Genomic DNA, 17,622 nt, shown 5'->3' on the forward strand with positions numbered 1-17,622 from the left:
CGGGTCAAGCCCGGCCATGACGGCGGAGGGAGATGCGCGCAGAGACATCTACTCCGGTATCTCCCCAAAATTCTTCCCCACCGGCAGCACCGCGTGCCGTATCAGCCGTGAATCCTCCACCGCGGCCTGGCGATGCTTCACCGCTTCGCGATAGACGGGATCGCGGATCATCTCGACGAAGGCGGCAACGCTTGGATATTCGGCGATGAAGCAATGGTCCCAGCGCTCCTCTTGCGGGCCGATCAGCATCAACTCGAATTTGCCCTGCCAGACGATGCGGCCGCCGAGGCGCTCGAACACCGGGCCGCTCTCGCGGCCGTAGGCCGCATAGGCTTCCGCGCCGCTCGCCTTGCGGCCGTCGGGATAGGCCGCCTCTTCGCGCAAACGCACCAGATTGAGCATGTGGATCGGGCCGGGGCGGTCGTTGTCCCGGAACTGCGCAAAAATCTCCTTGCTCGGATCGATATGGCCCATGCCGGTTCCCTCTTGTTTTATGTCGGCGATCCTAGCTCTGCCGCCCGGCGAGCGGAACTGCGGCAGGCGAATGCCGCACCTCCTAATCGCGCGTTAAGCTCTGGGTAACCGGGCCTTAAACAGCGACCGGTAGCGTGCGGCGGGGCGGGCTGACCGGGCGTTTTGCGTATGGCGTGGGGAAAGAAAAAGGGTGGGCGGAAGGAGCCGTTGTTCGGCTTGCCTGCTGCGCTCGCCGATCTGCGCCTGACCGCGGCCGACCGCGTCCCCGGCGGCGAGGACAAGCCGAAGAAATCAACGAAATCATCCGCCAAGCGCAAGAGCGAGGATGCCGGCGACGAGCCGCCGCGCGAGCGGAAGGCACAAGCCGGCCGCAGCGGCGCCAAGCGCCGGTCGAAATCGGGCGGAGGCTTCAGCCTCGGCCGCCTCGTCTATTGGGGTGCGGTGCTCGGCCTGTGGGGCGTGATCGCCGTGATCGGCGTCGTGATCTATGTCGGCGCCCATCTGCCGCCGATCCAGTCGCTGGAGATTCCCAAGCGGCCACCGACGATCCAGATCGTCGGCATCGACGGCAGCATGCTGGCGCAGCGCGGCGAGATGGCGGGCGCCAACGTCTCGCTGAAGGACCTGCCGCCCTATCTGCCGAAGGCCTTCATCGCCATCGAGGATCGCCGCTTCTACTCGCATTTCGGCATCGACCCGATTGGCATCCTGCGGGCCCTCGTCACCAACGTACTCCATCGCGGCGTCTCGCAGGGCGGCTCGACCTTGACGCAGCAGCTCGCGAAAAACCTGTTCCTGACCCAGGAGCGGACCATGGCGCGCAAGCTGCAGGAGGCGGAGCTCGCGATCTGGCTGGAGCGCAAGCATTCCAAGAACGAGATCCTGGAGCTCTATCTCAACCGCGTCTATTTCGGCTCGGGCGCCTATGGCGTCGAGGCCGCGGCGCAGAAATATTTCGGCAAGTCGGCGAAGGACGTCACCGTCGCCGAAGCCGCGATGCTGGCGGGCCTCGTCAAATCGCCGTCGCGGCTGGCGCCGAACCGCAATCCGGAAGGCGCTGAAGCGCGCGCGCAGATCGTGCTCGCGGCGATGGCGGATGCAAAACTCATCACCGAAGCACAGGCGCAGGCCTCGATCGGCCACCCCTCCTACAACGTGAAGCCGGCCGGAGCCGGCACGCTCAACTACGTCGCCGACTGGATCGGCGAGGTGCTGGACGATCTGGTCGGCCAGATCGACGAGAGCATCAAGGTCGAGACCACGATCGATCCGAAGCTGCAGAGCGTGGCGGAAGCCGCCATCATCGACGAGCTCGCGGCCAAGAGCGTCAAGTTCAATGTCAGCCAAGGCGCGCTGGTGGCGATGACGCCCGACGGAGCGGTACGCGCCATGGTCGGCGGGCGGAACTATTCCGACAGCCAGTACAACCGCGCGGTCACCGCGAAACGCCAGCCGGGCTCCTCGTTCAAGCCGTTCGTATACCTGACCGCGCTCGAGCAGGGGCTGACGCCTGATACCTTGCGTCAGGACGCGCCGATCGAGGTCAAGGGCTGGAAGCCCGAGAACTACACCCATGAATATTTCGGCGCGGTGACGCTGACGCAGGCGCTGGCAATGTCGCTCAACACCGTCGCCATCCGCCTCGGTCTCGAGGTCGGACCGAAGAACGTGGTGCGCACCGCGCACCGGCTCGGCATCTCCTCGAAGCTCGAGCCCAATGCCTCGATCGCGCTCGGCACCTCCGAAGTCTCGGTCGTCGAGCTGGTCGGCGCCTATGCCCCCTTCGCCAATGGCGGCTTCGCGGTGGCGCCGCACGTCGTCACGCGGATCAGGACGCTCAGTGGCAAGCTGCTCTACATGCGGCAAGCGGAAGAGCGCAACCAAGTTATCGATCCGCGCTATGTCGGCATGATGAACACGATGATGCGGGAGACGCTGATATCAGGCACCGCCAAGAAGGCGGATATCCCCGGTTGGCCGGCAGCAGGCAAGACCGGCACCAGCCAGGATTACCGCGACGCCTGGTTCATCGGCTACACCGCCAACCTCGTCACCGGCGTCTGGCTCGGCAATGACGACAACTCGCCGACCAAGAAGGCGACCGGCGGCGGCCTGCCCGTCGAAGTCTGGACCCGCTTCATGCGCACGGCGCACGAGGGCGTGCCGGTGGCCGCCTTGCCGAACTCGCAAGCGAGCTGGGGTCTGTCGAACCTCGCGCAGGCGGCATCGCAGGTATCGCCGCCGACGGCGACGACAGCACCCGGACCGGCACCGGCGAGCAGTGGCGGCTATCGCCCGCCTCCGACGCGCGCCAATGTGCGGCCGGAAGCCGCCGCAGGGCTCGACGGCTGGCTGATGGACCGGCTGTTCGGCGGAAATCGGTAGCTTCGAGCTGAGGTCCCCAGGGCCTCAAAACAAAAAACGCGAAAACAACCCCATGCACAGTAGCCGGTGACTTCAGGCGCGCCGCGCGGTGGATTGTAGGAAACGTTTGATCCGGCGGGACAAATCGAGCGTGCCGCGCAATCGTCGCGAAGTATGGCGGGGATCGCGCAAAGCGCGCTGACGTCGCCCCGCTCTCAACTGTCATTCCCCGCCAATGGGTCTCGCCTTCGGCGAGCCCCTTGACAGGCTCCAGCGGGGAATCCAGTACGCCGAGACGTCGAGATTCAAAGCAGCTGCCGCGGCGTACTGGATCGCCCGCCTTCGCGGGCGATGACAGTGATGGATACTGCCAGCAGCGTTTGCTCGGGCTGAGTTGAGTCCCAAAGACTCGGGTTTAGTGGGAAGGAGCGTTCCATGATTGCAGGTCTATCCAGCGCGGCGTTGCCCTATCTGCGTCCTGCATCAACGTCCGGTTCCAATGCGACAACGACATCAGATCTCCAGCCGGAGGCGTCGACTGCAACTGACGCTGCGACCAGCAGCCCAGGAATCAGCGTGTCGCAACTCAAGCCGCTGCAAGGCGCCAAGCCGATCTCGGTGGCGGACAACCCGGTCCTGCGCGACCTGATGGCAACGAATTGGCTGATGACCCACGGCGCGAACGCGACTCAACCGGCCGTCTCGGACGATGCACCTGAGAACACCTATGCCCAGGTGAAGGTTGACGGCAAGGTGGTGGCCACACTGTACAATGGCGGGTCCTCGACGATGACCAACGCGGCGGCCGCAAAGATCGGCAAGCTCGAGGATCCTCCCGGTCTGAGTGGACCTGATCTGGCGCAATGGCGAGCCGACAATTACGCCAAGCTGCTTGGCGGCACCGTCGAAAAAGCGTCCACCGCGATCACGCAATCGCAATGGACACCGCGTCAGAGCAATTCTGCGACCTATAGTCGCGATCAACTCGACGCGGCCTTCCAGGCGATGCTGGCCGAGGGCCAGAAGGCCGCCGTGCAACTGCAATCGTCCTATCTCGCCTCGCGCGCGCAGCCGGGGACAAGCGCAGATATCAGCGCCTGACCTGAGAGATGGTTTGAGGACGCGCGGCATCCGGGCGACGAATTTTGTCAAAGCACATCAAGCAAGATCATCCCGGCTAACGCCGAACAACGAGCAGCCATCGTCGGCGTTCAACGCCCGCGATGTCGCGCGACGAGAGCTGCTCGCCTGGATAGTCCGATGGGTCGGTCGCTCGGGGAAATCGGAAAGCGTGGCACGAGACGCACTGATGTCGCCCCGTCCTCCGCTGTCATTCCCCGCGAAAGCGGGGAATCCAGTACGCTGCGGCTTCTCGGCTTAACAATAACCGCCTCTGGAATACTTGGGTCGCCCGGTCAAGCCGGGCGACCCAGTGAGTGTTGGCTAGCAGCGAGGCCTAGTCTGCGACGAGGATCAATCCTCGACCCCATAGCGGTGCAGGTCGTTGCCGTGCGTATCGAGCCACTTCTTGGCGCGCTCCATCGACGGGCAGGCCTTTCCGCAGACGCGCCAGAACCGCGCCGAGTGGTTCATCTCGACGAGATGGGCGACCTCGTGCGCGGCGAGGTAGTCGAGCACGTAGGGCGGCGCGAGGATCAGGCGCCAGGAGAACGACAGCGAGCCAGCCGAGGTGCAGGAGCCCCAACGGCTGGACTGATCGCGGATCGAGAGGCGCTTGACCCTGACGCCGAGCTCGACGGCATAGGCCTCCGCCGAGCGCTGGAGATCGTGGCGCGCCTCGCGCTTGAGGAAGTCGCTGACGCGGCGGTCGACATGCTCGACCCCGCCGGCGACGCAGAGAATGCGTTCACCGCTGTCGCGCACTTCCGTCCATACCGTGCCGCGCGTGCCGGCACGATGAACGATACGATGGGCCGTGCCGCGTAGCGGTATCACTGTGCCGGGTTGGAACGGCGCAGCCTTCGGCAAACGGCCGAGACGTGCAGCGATCCACGCGCCGTGACGTTGTGCGAAGTCCTTGGCTTCGGCCAGCGTGCCGCGCGGCGGGATGGTGAGGATGGCTTCGCGATCGCTCGGATGGATTCTGAGCGTGTAGCGGCGCGCGCGGCGGTGCCGACGCAATCGAATCGCAAAAAACTGCGATCCATGGGTGATGACCAGGGTCTTCGGCTCGTGGGGCCGTCGATAGAGGAGTGCGCGAGTGGCCATGTCTGTCAGTCCGGGGGGCAGGAGGGCGCCCGGATTCTGCCATAACCGCCGCCAGGGAAAGCGCTCGGCGCAAAAACAAATCATTTGCCCAATATACAGCGGTCTAGCGTCCGGGAGACCCTACAGACTGGGGTTGGAACCCGGTTTTTTCGCCCCCGCTGGACGCATGCGGCACCCCCAAAGGATGAGGTGGGACTCACTCCTATAAGGCTACCTAAATACCGCGAATCTGGAGGGAACCAGCCCCTGCCGGAACCTCCGACAGGGCGCCGATTTTCAGCGGGAAAGCCGAAAAACGCGCTTATTCGGCCGCGAGGGCCTGCAACGAGCTCGGATTCGCAGCCGAGACCATGAAGTCATGGATGCGCGGCACGATTTCCGACTTGAAGCGCGAGCCGTTGAACACGCCGTAATGCCCGACGCCCTTCTGGACGTAATGAACGCGGCGGTGATCGGGGATCGAGCTGCACAATGTGTGTGTTGCTTCGGTCTGACCGAGCCCGGAGATGTCGTCGTTCTCGCCTTCGACCGTCATCAGCGCCACGCGCGTGACCTTCGAGGGGTCGACGCGTGTTCCGCGATGGGTCATCTCGCCCTTCGGCAGCGAGTGCTTCACGAACACGGTGTCGACCGTCTGCAGATAATACTCGGCGGAGAGATCCATCACCGCGAGATATTCGTCGTAGAAGTCGCGATGCTTGTCGACGAGGTCGCCGTCGCCCTTCACCAGATTGGCGAACAGGCGCTTGTGGGCGTCCATATGCCGGTCGAGGTTCATGCTGATGAACCCGTTGAGCTGCAGGAAGCCCGGATAGACATCGCGCATCATGCCCGGATGCGGGAACGGCACCTTGGTGATGACGGTGTTGCGGAACCAGTCGATGCCGCGCTCCTGGGCGAGCTTGTTCACCCCGGTCGGATTGCGGCGGGTGTCGATCGGGCCGCCCATCAGCGTCATCGACGTCGGCACGAAGGGGTCGCGCCGCGCTTCCATGATCGAGACGGCGGCAACGACGGGAACGGAGGGCTGGCACACCGCCATGACATGGGTGTTGCCGCCAAGGACGTGCAGCATCTCGATGACGTAGTCGATGTAGTCGTCGAGATCGAAGCGGCCATCGCTCAGGGGCACCATGCGGGCGTCGGCCCAATCGGTGATGTAGACCTCATGCGCCGGCAGGAACGCCTCGACCGTGCCGCGCAGCAGCGTCGCGTAGTGGCCGGACATCGGCGCCACGATCAGCACGCGCGGCTGCGGGCTGCGCAAGGGACGGGCGAACTTGCGATCGAAGTAGAGCAGCTTGCAGAACGGCTTTTCCCAGACCGAGCGGACCTCGACGGGAACGCGGATGCCGTTGACCTCGGTGTCGTTGAGGCCCCATTCCGGCTTGCCGTAACGGCGCGTGGTGCGTTCGAACAATTCACAGGCCGCGGCGACGGACTTGCCGACCTCGGTGCGCGCCCACGGATTGAGGGGATTCTGAAACAGGAGCTTGGTCGCATCGGTGACCGCACGCGCCGGATTGAGAGAGGCCTGCCCCATCTCGTACATCCAGTACATCGGCGTCGTCAGGACCGGACTGCCTTCGGCCGCCAGGGGCGGCGCGCCGCCGAACTCACCAATAGGCATCGTTAAAATCCTCTTCGCATCGCAACATACTGCCGAATGCGTAATATTGCGTCAATGCATGGTTCCGTACATCTACGGAGCCGGAACGGCTAAATCAGCCTGAATCCACGGGAAAGTGAGATTATTCACCGCTCGAGAGCAGCGAGCCGTGCTTCTTGGCGCTCCGCAAAAGGGCAAGGAATGCCCCAAAAGATGCAACCAGCAGCACCGCATTGATGGCCAACGCACGCAACATCAGATCGATCCGGAGGGTCTGTTCGATCAGGAGCGCCCGCATTCCCTCGAACACATAGGTCGGCGGCAGCGACCAGGCCACGTATTGCAGCCATGCCGGCAGCACGCTGACGGGATAGTAGACGCAGGCGAGCGGCATGATCGCGAACATCAGGGTCCAGACGATGCTCTCGGCGCCAAGGCCGTTTCGTAAGACCAGCCCCGAGACGAAGATGCCGACCGCCCAGCTCGTGAAGATCAGATTGCAGAAGAATGCAATCAGCGGCAGACCGAGGGCGTAGACGTTGAAGTGAAACAGGAACAGCGCGAGCAGCGTCATCGGGATGACGCCGATCGCGAGCCGGATCATGCTCATGATCATCAGCGACAGCAGAAACTCGATCGGCTTCAAGGGGCTCATCATGAGGTTGCCGATGTTGCGCGCCCACATCTCCTCCAGGAACGAGATCGAGAAGCCGAGCTGGCCGCGGAACAGGATGTCCCAGAGGATGACGGCGCCGATCAGCGTGCCGCCGGCGCGCGCGAAGAAATTGGCGTTCTCGGCGATGTAGAGCTGGAGAAAGCCCCAGGTGATGACCTGGAGCGCGGGCCAATAAAGCAGCTCGAGCAGCCGCGGCCAGGACGACATCAACAGGTACCAGTAGCGCAGGATCATTGCGCCGATGCGATGGATGGAAATGCCGAGGTGAAGGGAGAGCTCGGTCATCGCGCCGCCTCCTTCGCACCGTTCACCCGCCCGCGCGCGACGTCCAGGAACACCTCCTCCAGCGTGGTGCGGTTGTAGCGCGCCATGATGGCCTCCGGCGTGTCGTCGTCCTCGATGCGGCCGCGCTTCATGATGATGACGCGGTCGCACAGACGCTCGACCTCGAGCATGTTGTGCGAAGCCAGAAGGATGGTCGCGTTGTTCTCCTTGCGATAGCGCTCCATATGCGCCCGCACCCAGTCGGCCGTATCCGGGTCGAGCGAGGCGGTAGGCTCGTCCAGCAGCAGCAGCTCGGGCTGGTTGATCAGCGCCTTCGCCAGCGCGACGCGGGTCTTCTGCCCGGCGGAGAGCTTGCCGTTGGCGCGGTCGATGAATTCGGTGAGATCAAGCTCGTCGGCCAGCCTGGCGATGCGATCGGAGACGTTCTTCACCGCATAGAGCTTGCCGAACACGGTGAGGTTCTGCCGCACCGTGAGGCGCATCGGCATGTCGACATAGGGGCTCTCGAAATTCATCCGCCCCAGCACCGCCGCGCTCTGCTCCGGCATCCGATGCCCGAGCACCTGCACGCGGCCGGAGGTCGGCAGCACCAGGCCCATGATCATCGCGATGGTCGTGGTCTTGCCGGCGCCGTTGCCGCCCAGAAGCCCGGTGATGCTGCCACGCGGCAGCGAAAAGGAGATATCGTCGACGGCGCGGGTCTGCTTGTAGACCTTGACGAGGTGATCGACCGCAATGGCCGCAGAGGAGCCGCGCTCCGCGACAGTCGGCGGACTTGAAGCTTTGTCGTTCCCGGTCATGCTAGCCGTTCTTCTGCTATTGCAGCGGATAGCGCAAGGCTTGTAATCCGGGTGGTTCCGCGAGCCCCGCGTTTGTGACCGAGAAGGCACCGCCACATTGGCCGAGATGACTGAGACTGCCGATACCGACTTCCGCCACGCACAGCGGCATATCCGCTTGGACACGATCCTGCGGCTGCGCTGGCTGGCGGTGCTCGGCCAGCTCGCGGCGATCTTCATCGTGGCGCAGGGGCTTGAGTTCAACGTCGAGATCGTCCCCTGCGTCAGCATCATCGCGCTGTCGGCGGCGCTCAACCTGGCACTCCAGACCGTGTCCAATCCGCTGCAACGGCTGGAGCCGATGCAGGCGGCCGGACTGCTGGCGCTGAACATCGTGGAGCTGGCGGGGCTCTTGTTCTTCACCGGCGGACTGCAGAACCCGTTCTCGTTCCTGTTCCTCGCGCCCGTGCTGATCTCGGCCACGGCGCTGCCGGCCCGCCTCACCTTCGGCCTCGGCCTGCTCGCGGTGGCCTGTGCCTCGGTCCTGTTCTTCTTCCATCTGCCGCTGCCCTGGGATTCCGACGATCCCCTGGTGCTGCCGCCGATTTATCTCATCGGCATCTGGCTCTCGATCGTGCTCGCGATCGGCGTCACCAGCCTCTACTCGTTCCAGGTGACGGAGGAGGCGCGCAAGCTCGCCGACGCGCTGGCTGCGACCGAGCTGGTGCTGACACGCGAGCAGCATCTGACCCAGCTCGACGGCCTGGCTGCCGCAGCCGCGCACGAGCTCGGTACGCCGCTCGCGACCATCTTCCTGATCTCGCGCGAGCTGGAAAAGACGGTGAAGGATCCAAGTTTCGCCGCCGACCTGAAAACCCTGCGCGAGCAGACCCAGCGCTGCCGCGACATCTTGAGCAAGATCACCCAGCTTTCCTCCGAAGGCGCGCCGTTCGACCGCATGAAAATGTCTGAGCTGATCGAGGAGGTGGTGGCGCCGCACCGCGATTTCGGCGTCGACATCAAGGTGCGGATCGCGGTGGCGGCCTTCGCCGAGCCGATCGGCTCGCGCAACCCCGCGATCCTCTACGGCGTCGGCAACATCGTCGAGAACGCGGTCGATTTCGCCCGCACCACCGTCGAGGTGAATGCATGGTGGAACAAGGACACGATCGAGCTCGTGATCTCCGACGACGGCCCGGGCATTCCGCCCGATATCCTTAACCGGATCGGCGAGCCCTATTTGTCGCGGCGGCGCAATCTGGATGACGGCGGCGGCGAGCAGCGTGGGCTCGGGCTTGGCGTGTTCATCGCGCGCACCTTGCTGGAACGCACCGGGGCCAAGGTCTCGTTTACCAACCGGACCTTTCCGGAACACGGTGCTGTGGTTCACATCAATTGGCCGAGAGAGCGTTTTGAGACTATCGAGACGCTCGAAGAAACAATAGGATAGGCCGCGACCTTGCGTCGCACAGCAGGGCCGATCGACTATTTGCGGCCTTGGCACCGCCTGATTGCGACGCCATATGTAGATGTGCAGAGAGAGGACAACACCTTGAACGCCATCGCCGAACTGAACGAACAGACCGACCGCTCGCTTCTCATCGTGGAGGACGACAAGCCGTTCCTGGAGCGGTTGTCGCGCGCGATGGAGACCCGTGGCTTTGCGGTGACGTCGTGTGACACCGTCTCGGATGGCCTCGCGCAGATCGGCAAGGCCGCGCCCGCATTCGCCGTGGTGGATCTGCGGCTCGGCGACGGCAATGGTCTCGACGTCGTCTCCGCGCTGAAGAAGAAGCGCCCCGAAGCCCGCGCCATCGTGCTGACCGGCTATGGCAACATCGCCACCGCCGTGACCGCCGTGAAGATGGGTGCGATCGATTATCTGTCGAAGCCCGCGGATGCCGACGACGTCGTCGCCGCCCTGCTCTCGACCAGCTCGGAGAAATCCGAGTTGCCGACGAACCCGATGTCCGCCGACCGCGTCCGCTGGGAGCACATCCAGCGCATCTACGAGATGTGTAACCGCAACGTCTCGGAGACGGCGCGGCGGCTGAATATGCACCGTCGTACGTTGCAGCGGATTCTGGCCAAGCGCGCGCCGCGGTAGCGGTCTCGTAGGGTGGGCAAAGGCGCGTAGCGCCGTGCCCACCGCTTCTACTTCAATCCTGATCGGCTTGGATGGTGGGCCCGCTTTCGCTTTGCCCACCCTACGGCGTCCGCGTTCGCCGCGCCGCTACTCCCAAAAATCCGCGTGGCCCTGCGGGTCGACCAGACGGTTGATCCGGAGCGCTGCCGCCATCGCGAAACGCACCGTCATCTGCTTGCGCGTGGCGGCCTGAAGCTTGTGCTCGGGCGCCTCGCAGTGCAGATGCGCGCCATAGGCGTCCGCAATGATCAGGCCGGTGTCTTGCGGAAAGATCTCGCACGGCAAATCCTGCGTGAAGGCGAAGAATAGCCGGTCGCAATGGGCGCGGTATTCGTGCCATTTCTGGTCGGCACGCAAATCCTCGACCGACGATTTGATCTCCACGATCCAGATCTCGCCGCGCTCGTTGAGCGCCACCAGATCGGCGCGCCGGCCCGACGGCAGCGGCAGTTCGCTGATGCAGGTAAAGCCGAGCGAGCGCAGCAGCCGCGCCGTGCCGCGCGCGATCGCAAGCGCCGTCTCGGACTGGCGGCGATCGGGCGGCGGAACGAGAGCGATGTTGCGGGCGGGGCTGTCCATGGGGGGAGCTTAGCCGATTCCGGTGGGCCCGTCATTCCGGGGCGCGACGCAGTCGCGAGCCCGGAATCCATAGCCACAGGGAGAAGTTGTCGGGTGAGCAGGTAACTCCGAGCTTTGGCCAAACTACTCCCTGTGGTTATGGGTCCCGGGCTCGCGACTACGTCGCGCCCCGGGACGACAGCGGAGTGCGGGAACCTCGCCTCCCCCACGCACTTATCACGCAGCCGCCACACCTCGGCGGAGCATCGAGGCTGCTCGCGCATGATCGACGATCTCTGGTACAAGAACGGCGTGATCTACTGCCTCTCCGTCGGCACCTATATGGATGCCAACGGCGACGGCGTCGGCGACTTCAAGGGCCTGCTGCGGCGGCTCGACTATTTGCACGGCCTCGGCATCACCACGATCTGGTTGATGCCGTTCCAGACCTCGCCGGGCCGCGACGACGGCTACGACATCGCCGACTATTACAGCGTCGATTCCCGCTACGGCACGCTCGGCGATTTCGTCGAGTTCACCCACGGCTGCAAGCAGCGCGGCATCCGCATCATCATCGACCTCGTCGTCAACCACACCTCCGACCAGCATCACTGGTTCAAGGAGGCGCGGCGCGACAGGAATTCGCTCTATCGCGACTGGTATGTGTGGTCGGACAAGAAGCCGGCCGGCGCCAACAAGGGCATGGTGTTTCCCGGCGTGCAGAAGTCGACGTGGACGCGCGACAAGGAAGCCGGCGCCTGGTTCTTCCACCGCTTCTACGATTTCCAGCCCGATCTCAACACCTCAAATCCGCATGTGCAGGCCGAAATCCTGAAGATCATGGGCTTCTGGATCCAGCTCGGCGTCTCCGGCTTCCGCATGGACGCCGTGCCGTTCGTGATCGCCACCAAGGGCGCGAAGGTGAAGAAGCCGGTCGAGCAATACGACATGCTGCGCGCGTTCCGCGAATTCCTGCAATGGCGGCAGGGCGACGCCATCATCCTCGCCGAAGCCAACGTGCTGCCTGAGACGGACATGGAATATTTCGGCCGCGACGGCGACCGCATGCACATGATGTTCAACTTCCACGTCAACCAGCATCTGTTCTATGCGCTGGCATCCGGCGATTCGCGTCCGCTGGCGAAGGCGCTGAAGGCGACCAGGCCGCGGCCGGCCAGCGCGCAATGGGGCCTGTTCCTGCGCAATCACGACGAGCTCGATTTGGGACGCCTGACCAAGGCGCAGCGTGACATCGTGTTCAAGCGCTTCGGCCCCGACAAGGACATGCAGCTCTACGACCGCGGCATTCGCCGCCGCTTCGCGCCGATGGTCGGCGGCGACCGAAGGCGGCTCGAGCTCGCCTACAGCCTGATGTGCACGTTGCCGGGAACGCCCGTCATCCGCTACGGCGACGAGATCGCGATGGGCGACGATCTCTCGCTCCCCGAGCGCAATTGCGCGCGCACGCCGATGCAATGGTCGACCGAGCCGCATGGCGGCTTCACCAAGAACGATAAGCCGGCATGCCCGGTCATCGACACGGGCCCCTACGGCTACGAGCACGTCAATGTCGCAAAACAGCGGCGCGATCCCAATTCCATGCTGAACTGGACCGAGCGCATCGTCCGCATGCGCAAGGAGGTGCCCGAGATCGGCTGGGGCGACTTCGTGATCATTCCGACGCGCGATCCCTCCGTGTTCATCATGCGTTACGACTGGCGCAACAATTCCGTGCTGTTCGTTCACAATCTGGATGAGAAGCCGCGCGAAATCGCATTCTCGGCGGGGCTGTCCGGCGAGGCCGGCGCGCACCTGATCAACCTGCTCGCGGAAGATCACAGCCACGCCGACAAGCGCGGCCAGCATCGCGTCGTGCTGGCGCCCTATGGCTATCGCTGGTACCGCATCGGAGGGCTGGATTATTTGCTGAAGCGGAGCGACATCGACGGGAATGCCGCGGGTAACAAGCATCCGGGGTAGGTGCATCTCCGCACACGGCCGTCGTCCCCGCGAGCGGCTAGATGTATGGCAGCATCACCACCACGCCCTCATTGCCGCGCAGATCCAGCACGCCTTCCAGCCTCTCGCCCTCGCGATCCAGAAACGTCGACAGCAAGATCTCGCTGTTGAAACGGATCGCGCTGGAGGTCACGGCGATCGGGTCGGGCCCGAGATTGAGCACGACGATCACCGCCGTGCCCTCGGCCTCGCGGCGATAGACCAGCAGATCGCCTTGCGCGGCGATCGGATGGTAGTCGCCCTCGACCAGCGCCGGAGATGCCTTCCGCAAGGCAATCAGCCGCTTGTACAGACTGAGGATCGAACGCGAATCGGCTTCGAGATCGGCGACGTTCTCGCGGATATGGTCCTCCGGCAGCGGCAGCCAGGGCCTTACGCCGGAGAAGCCGCTGGCCGGCGACGCATCCCACTGCATCGGCGTACGGCAGCCGTCGCGCCCCACTCCGATGCCGGGCACATTCTTCTCGAAGGGATCGCGCACGTCCTCGGGGGAGATCGCCAGCTGATGCATGCCGATCTCGTCGCCGTAATAGAGCGTCGGCGTACCGCGCAGCGTCAGCAGCAGCATCGCGGCAACGCGCGCCTGCTCCGGCCCGACGCGGCTTGCGACGCGCGGACGATCGTGATTGCCGAGCACCCAATTTGGCCAGGCGCCCTTCGGCAGCGCCTTCTCGTAATCGTCGACGATTGTCTCGATCGATCGCGCGCTCCAGAAGGTCGAGAGCAGCGCGAAATTGAACGGCATTTGCGCGCCGGTGAGGTCGTTGCCGTAATAGGCCATCAGCCGGTGCAGCGGCAGATAGATTTCGCCGATCAGCACGCGGTCGCGATACGCGTCCGTGACGCGCCGCATCTCGGCGATGACGTCATGCACCTCCGGCTGGTCGGTGGAGTATTGCGTCAGGATCCTCTCGTTCGGCGGCCGGCCCTCGACGTAATGCGGGTTCGGCGGGTTGTCGCGGAATTCGGCATCCTTGATCAGGTGCCAGATCACATCGACGCGGAAGCCGTCGACGCCCTTCTCCAGCCAGAACCGCATCGCGTCGTAGATCGCCGCGCGGACATCCGGATTGCGCCAGTTGAGATCCGGCTGCTCGGCAAGGAAGGCGTGGTAGTAATATTGACCTGTCGTCTCGTCGAAAGCCCACGCGCTGCCGCCGAATTCGGACAGCCAGTTGTTCGGGACACCGCCATCGGCGGCCGGATCGCGCCAGACGTACCAGTCGCGTTTGGAATTGTCGCGCGAGGACCGGCTCTCGACGAACCAGGGATGCTGGCTTGATGTGTGGTTCGGCACGAGGTCGAGGATCAGCTTCAGCCCGTTGTCATGCGCCGCCGCGAGCAGCGCATCGAAATCTTCCATCGTGCCGAACAGCGGATCGATGCCGGTATAGTCGGAGATGTCGTAGCCGAAATCGGCCATCGGCGACGGAAAGATTGGCGACAGCCAGATCGCGTCGACGCCGAGCGATTTCACGTAAGGCAGCCGGCGCAGAATGCCGGCGAGATCGCCGACGCCGTCACCGTCTGTGTCCTGAAAGGAGCGCGGGTAGATCTGATAGAAGATGCCGTCGCGCCACCAATTGTCGCCGCCCTGAGCCATGCCGGAAAACCCACCCAAAAATCTGCGTCTCGCGCGAGTGAACGCGGAACGAACGCCGCGGTTCAAACCAGCAGGCGAATTGGGACGGCCGTGTGACGGCGGGTGCGGCTGTTCCCGGGCGAGGCACGAATCTTTTGCTTGGCGGCATGGCAAAAATCGGCATTGTGAGGCCCATGACCGAGCAAAACGACAACCAAGAATCCCAACAAGCCAAGGCCGGCGCGATCATCGTCCCCGTGACGCTGTTCGAGCAGAACTGCACCATCATCTGGGACGAGCCCGGCAAGAAGGCCGTTGTGATCGACCCCGGCGGGGACGTGCCGAAGATTCTGGACGCGATCAAGCAGACCGGCGTCACCGTGGAGAAGATCTGGCTGACCCACGGCCATATCGACCATGTCGGCGGCGCGGCCGAACTGCGCGATGCGCTGAAGGTGCCGATCGAGGGGCCGCATGTCGCGGATAAATTCCTGCTCGACAACGTGGTCGAGAGCGGCGCGCGCTTCGGCATGACGGAGGTGCGCAATTTCGAGCCGGACCGCTGGCTCGACGAGGGCGACAGCGTGTCGATCGGCGGCCTGCAGTTCGACATTCTGCACTGCCCGGGCCACTCGCCCGGCAGCGTGGTGTTCTTCAACAAGGACTTGCGCTTTGCCCATGTCGGCGACGTGCTCTTCGCAGGCTCGGTCGGGCGCACCGACCTGCCCGGCGGCAGTCACGCCACGCTGATCAATTCGATCAAGACCAAGCTTTTGCCGCTCGGCGACGACGTCGGCTTCATCTGCGGCCACGGCGCCGGCTCGAGCATCGGCCAGGAACGGATGACCAATCCGTTCATCACCGGCGAGATGTGAGCGCTACTCGGCGGCCTCCGCCAACGCCGCGGTGTCACTGAGGTTGCGTTCGCCCCAGTCGCGGATCGCGGCGACGACCGGCACGAAGCTCTTGCCTTTGCGCGTCAGGCGATACTCGACCTTCGGCGGCACCTCGCCAAAATCCTTGCGGTCGATCAGGCCACTTTGGGTCAGCGCCTTCAATTCGCGGCTGAGCACGCGCGGGGTGATCTCGGCGCTGCCGGCCGCGCCGCGCAGCAGGCCGCTCCTGATCTCGCCATAGCGGCGCGGGCCGTCCCTGAGGTCCCAGACGATGCGGAGCTTGTACTTGCCGCTGATCATCTTCTGAAAGGCCGTAACCGGACAGGTGCGCGCCGGGTTTGCCCTTGCCATGTCGCCTCCTCCATACGCAGCCAGCTTGCAGGAGGATAGGAGCAACGTCGAAAAAGTCCATACTATCAATTTTGTCCATACTTGCAGGATCGCCTGCAAGGCGCAGATGATGACGCACTGGACGAACAGGGAGCGTCACATGAAGCACTTCATGATCAGGTACGAATTCAGGAACGGCACGACGGAAGCCTGGCACCAGGAGATCGGCCGCTTCATCAAGGCGATCGAGGGCGATCCGGAGTTGAAGGGGCGGATCGGCTATCGGGTCCTGAAGAACCGCGACGACGCCAGCTATTTCCACCTCGCCAGCGTCACCGACGAGGCCGCGCAAAAAGCGCTGCAATCGCGCGACTTCTTCAAGGCCTATCAGGAGATGACGCGGAAGGTCGCCGGCGGCGAGGTGACGGTGGCGCCGATCGAATGGATCGATCAGACGGCGTAGCCGTCGCTTATCGAGCGACGAACTACTTCATCAAGCCCGCGGCGGTGAGTGCGCGCGTGATGATCTGGCCGAGATCGAAGCCGCGCGCCGCCGCGCGCTTCGGCTCGGCCGGCTCTTCGGCGACTGCGGCGCGGATCGAGCGGGCGAGATGCGGCGCGGGTGAAAGCGCCGGCTTCGACGTCCCGGGCCCCGCCTTCTTCCCGGCCGCGTCCGGAATCCAGCCGGTGAGGCCGAAGAACTTTGCGATGTGGTACGACGAGGAGATACCGGCCTCGATCAGGAATGCGCCTTCGATGCCGTAACGCTGATCATTGTCGGCGAGGCCGAGCGGCGTGCCGTGGGCCATGTCGGTGATGGCGTAGGACTCGACCAGCGTCTCGCCGTCCTTGTTCCACCAGGCCTGGCGCGGATAGCCATCGACAATCGTCTCCGCCATCGGCACAGCCGGCAGGTCGTGCAAATCGAGCCACTGCTTGACGATCTCGCTGGCGTTGCCGGGATTGACGGTGCGGTCAGCGCTGCCGTGCCACACCGAGATTTTCGGCCACGGCCCGTGATGGTTCGAGGCGCGCCGCACGAAATCGCCGAGCTCGCGCTCCGGCCGCTGCGGCGAATGAAACATGCCGTCGAGCGCCTCGCGCAAATTCGACGCGATGCCGTAGGGAAGTCCAGCGATGATCGCACCGGCCGCAAAAACTTCCGGATAGGTCGCGAGCATCACCGACGTCATGCCGCCGCCGGCGGAGAGACCGGTGATGAAGACGCGCCTGGGATCGATGCGGTGCGCTTCGGCCATATGCGCGATCATCTCGCGGATCGACCGCGCCTCGCCGCCGTCCCGCGCAGTGTCTTCCGGATTGAACCAGTTGAAGCAGGTGTTGCCATTGTTGACGCGTTGCTGCTCGGGCATCACCAGCGCGAAGCCGTAATGCTTCGCGAGCGTCGACCATCCCGCGCCGAGATCGTAAGTAGCGGCGGTCTGGCCGCAGCCATGCAGCACGACGACGAGCGCGCGCGGCTTCTGGAGTTGCGCCGGCACGAACGCGAACATGCGCAGGTTTCCGGGATTGTCGCCGAAGCCCGTGACCTCTTCCAACGGGCTGGACACGTCCGCGCTCCGGCCGAATTCGGCAAAGCGCAGACCATCCACCTTTGGCAGATGTCTCAAGAGAGCGAGATTTTTGGCAAGCGACACGGCAACTCCTGGCAGGC

Annotated in this window: 16 protein-coding genes; 7 read left to right on the forward strand and 9 right to left on the reverse strand. The window is 64.2% G+C overall.

Annotated elements, in window-relative coordinates:
• Positions 1 to 48: 48 nt before the first annotated feature.
• Entirely contained in the window at positions 49 to 474 is a 426-nt protein-coding gene (locus AB7290_RS42180; protein ID WP_028149366.1) for a DUF1330 domain-containing protein, read from the reverse strand.
• Positions 475 to 642: 168 nt separating this feature from the next.
• Between AB7290_RS42180 and AB7290_RS42185 the strand changes: the two genes are divergently transcribed.
• Both AB7290_RS42185 and AB7290_RS42190 read left to right on the forward strand, forming a co-directional pair.
• Positions 643 to 2,859, forward strand: a complete 2,217-nt coding sequence (locus AB7290_RS42185) for a transglycosylase domain-containing protein (protein WP_085404064.1) — start codon at positions 643 to 645, stop codon at positions 2,857 to 2,859.
• Positions 2,860 to 3,273: 414 nt separating this feature from the next.
• A complete protein-coding gene (locus AB7290_RS42190) occupies positions 3,274 to 3,939 on the forward strand; it encodes a hypothetical protein (protein WP_085404065.1) in 666 nt (221 codons plus the stop codon).
• 372 nt (positions 3,940 to 4,311) lie between these two features.
• Here AB7290_RS42190 and AB7290_RS42195 read toward each other — a convergent pair whose 3' ends face one another.
• The 4 genes from AB7290_RS42195 to AB7290_RS42210 form a co-directional block, all read right to left on the reverse strand.
• Entirely contained in the window at positions 4,312 to 5,151 is an 840-nt protein-coding gene (locus AB7290_RS42195) for a M48 family metallopeptidase (RefSeq protein ID WP_063980051.1), read from the reverse strand.
• 217 nt (positions 5,152 to 5,368) lie between these two features.
• The gene (locus AB7290_RS42200) at positions 5,369 to 6,697 is read right to left on the reverse strand and encodes a polyhydroxyalkanoate depolymerase (protein WP_063980052.1); all 1,329 of its coding nucleotides are present in this window, start codon (positions 6,695 to 6,697) and stop codon (positions 5,369 to 5,371) included.
• Between the two features lie 121 nt (positions 6,698 to 6,818).
• Entirely contained in the window at positions 6,819 to 7,637 is an 819-nt protein-coding gene (locus AB7290_RS42205) for an ABC transporter permease (protein ID WP_085404066.1), read from the reverse strand.
• Entirely contained in the window at positions 7,634 to 8,437 is an 804-nt protein-coding gene (locus AB7290_RS42210) for an ABC transporter ATP-binding protein (protein WP_085404067.1), read from the reverse strand. The genes AB7290_RS42205 and AB7290_RS42210 overlap by 4 nt, the downstream gene beginning before the upstream one ends.
• A 106-nt stretch (positions 8,438 to 8,543) precedes the next feature.
• Between AB7290_RS42210 and AB7290_RS42215 the strand changes: the two genes are divergently transcribed.
• Positions 8,544 to 9,866: an ActS/PrrB/RegB family redox-sensitive histidine kinase gene (locus tag AB7290_RS42215; RefSeq protein WP_085404068.1), complete on the forward strand. Its 1,323-nt coding sequence runs from the start codon at positions 8,544 to 8,546 to the stop codon at positions 9,864 to 9,866.
• 102 nt (positions 9,867 to 9,968) lie between these two features.
• Entirely contained in the window at positions 9,969 to 10,523 is a 555-nt protein-coding gene (locus AB7290_RS42220) for an ActR/PrrA/RegA family redox response regulator transcription factor (RefSeq protein ID WP_014491094.1), read from the forward strand.
• Positions 10,524 to 10,649: 126 nt separating this feature from the next.
• Here AB7290_RS42220 and AB7290_RS42225 read toward each other — a convergent pair whose 3' ends face one another.
• Entirely contained in the window at positions 10,650 to 11,141 is a 492-nt protein-coding gene (locus AB7290_RS42225) for an MmcB family DNA repair protein (RefSeq protein ID WP_085404069.1), read from the reverse strand.
• A gap of 261 nt (positions 11,142 to 11,402) precedes the next feature.
• Here AB7290_RS42225 and AB7290_RS42230 point away from each other — a divergent pair, with 261 nt between their 5' ends.
• Entirely contained in the window at positions 11,403 to 13,100 is a 1,698-nt protein-coding gene (locus AB7290_RS42230; RefSeq protein WP_085404070.1) for an alpha-amylase family protein, read from the forward strand.
• A gap of 37 nt (positions 13,101 to 13,137) precedes the next feature.
• On the opposite strand, the gene AB7290_RS42235 is transcribed toward AB7290_RS42230, so the two are convergent.
• On the reverse strand, positions 13,138 to 14,742 hold the full coding sequence (locus AB7290_RS42235; RefSeq protein ID WP_085404071.1) for an alpha-amylase family glycosyl hydrolase: 1,605 nt from the start codon (positions 14,740 to 14,742) through the stop codon (positions 13,138 to 13,140).
• A gap of 173 nt (positions 14,743 to 14,915) precedes the next feature.
• Here AB7290_RS42235 and AB7290_RS42240 point away from each other — a divergent pair, with 173 nt between their 5' ends.
• On the forward strand, positions 14,916 to 15,596 hold the full coding sequence (locus AB7290_RS42240) for an MBL fold metallo-hydrolase (protein ID WP_085404072.1): 681 nt from the start codon (positions 14,916 to 14,918) through the stop codon (positions 15,594 to 15,596).
• A gap of 3 nt (positions 15,597 to 15,599) precedes the next feature.
• On the opposite strand, the gene AB7290_RS42245 is transcribed toward AB7290_RS42240, so the two are convergent.
• A complete protein-coding gene (locus tag AB7290_RS42245; RefSeq protein WP_085404073.1) occupies positions 15,600 to 15,968 on the reverse strand; it encodes a winged helix-turn-helix transcriptional regulator in 369 nt (122 codons plus the stop codon).
• Positions 15,969 to 16,107: 139 nt separating this feature from the next.
• Between AB7290_RS42245 and AB7290_RS42250 the strand changes: the two genes are divergently transcribed.
• On the forward strand, positions 16,108 to 16,410 hold the full coding sequence (locus AB7290_RS42250) for a hypothetical protein (RefSeq protein ID WP_223153830.1): 303 nt from the start codon (positions 16,108 to 16,110) through the stop codon (positions 16,408 to 16,410).
• Positions 16,411 to 16,432: 22 nt separating this feature from the next.
• On the opposite strand, the gene AB7290_RS42255 is transcribed toward AB7290_RS42250, so the two are convergent.
• Entirely contained in the window at positions 16,433 to 17,605 is a 1,173-nt protein-coding gene (locus AB7290_RS42255; protein WP_441254489.1) for an extracellular catalytic domain type 1 short-chain-length polyhydroxyalkanoate depolymerase, read from the reverse strand.
• Positions 17,606 to 17,622: the final 17 nt, after the last annotated feature.

The organism is Bradyrhizobium sp. 613_E4_N2_2 (assembly GCF_052075995.1).
Taxonomy (GTDB): domain Bacteria; phylum Pseudomonadota; class Alphaproteobacteria; order Rhizobiales; family Xanthobacteraceae; genus Bradyrhizobium; species Bradyrhizobium barranii.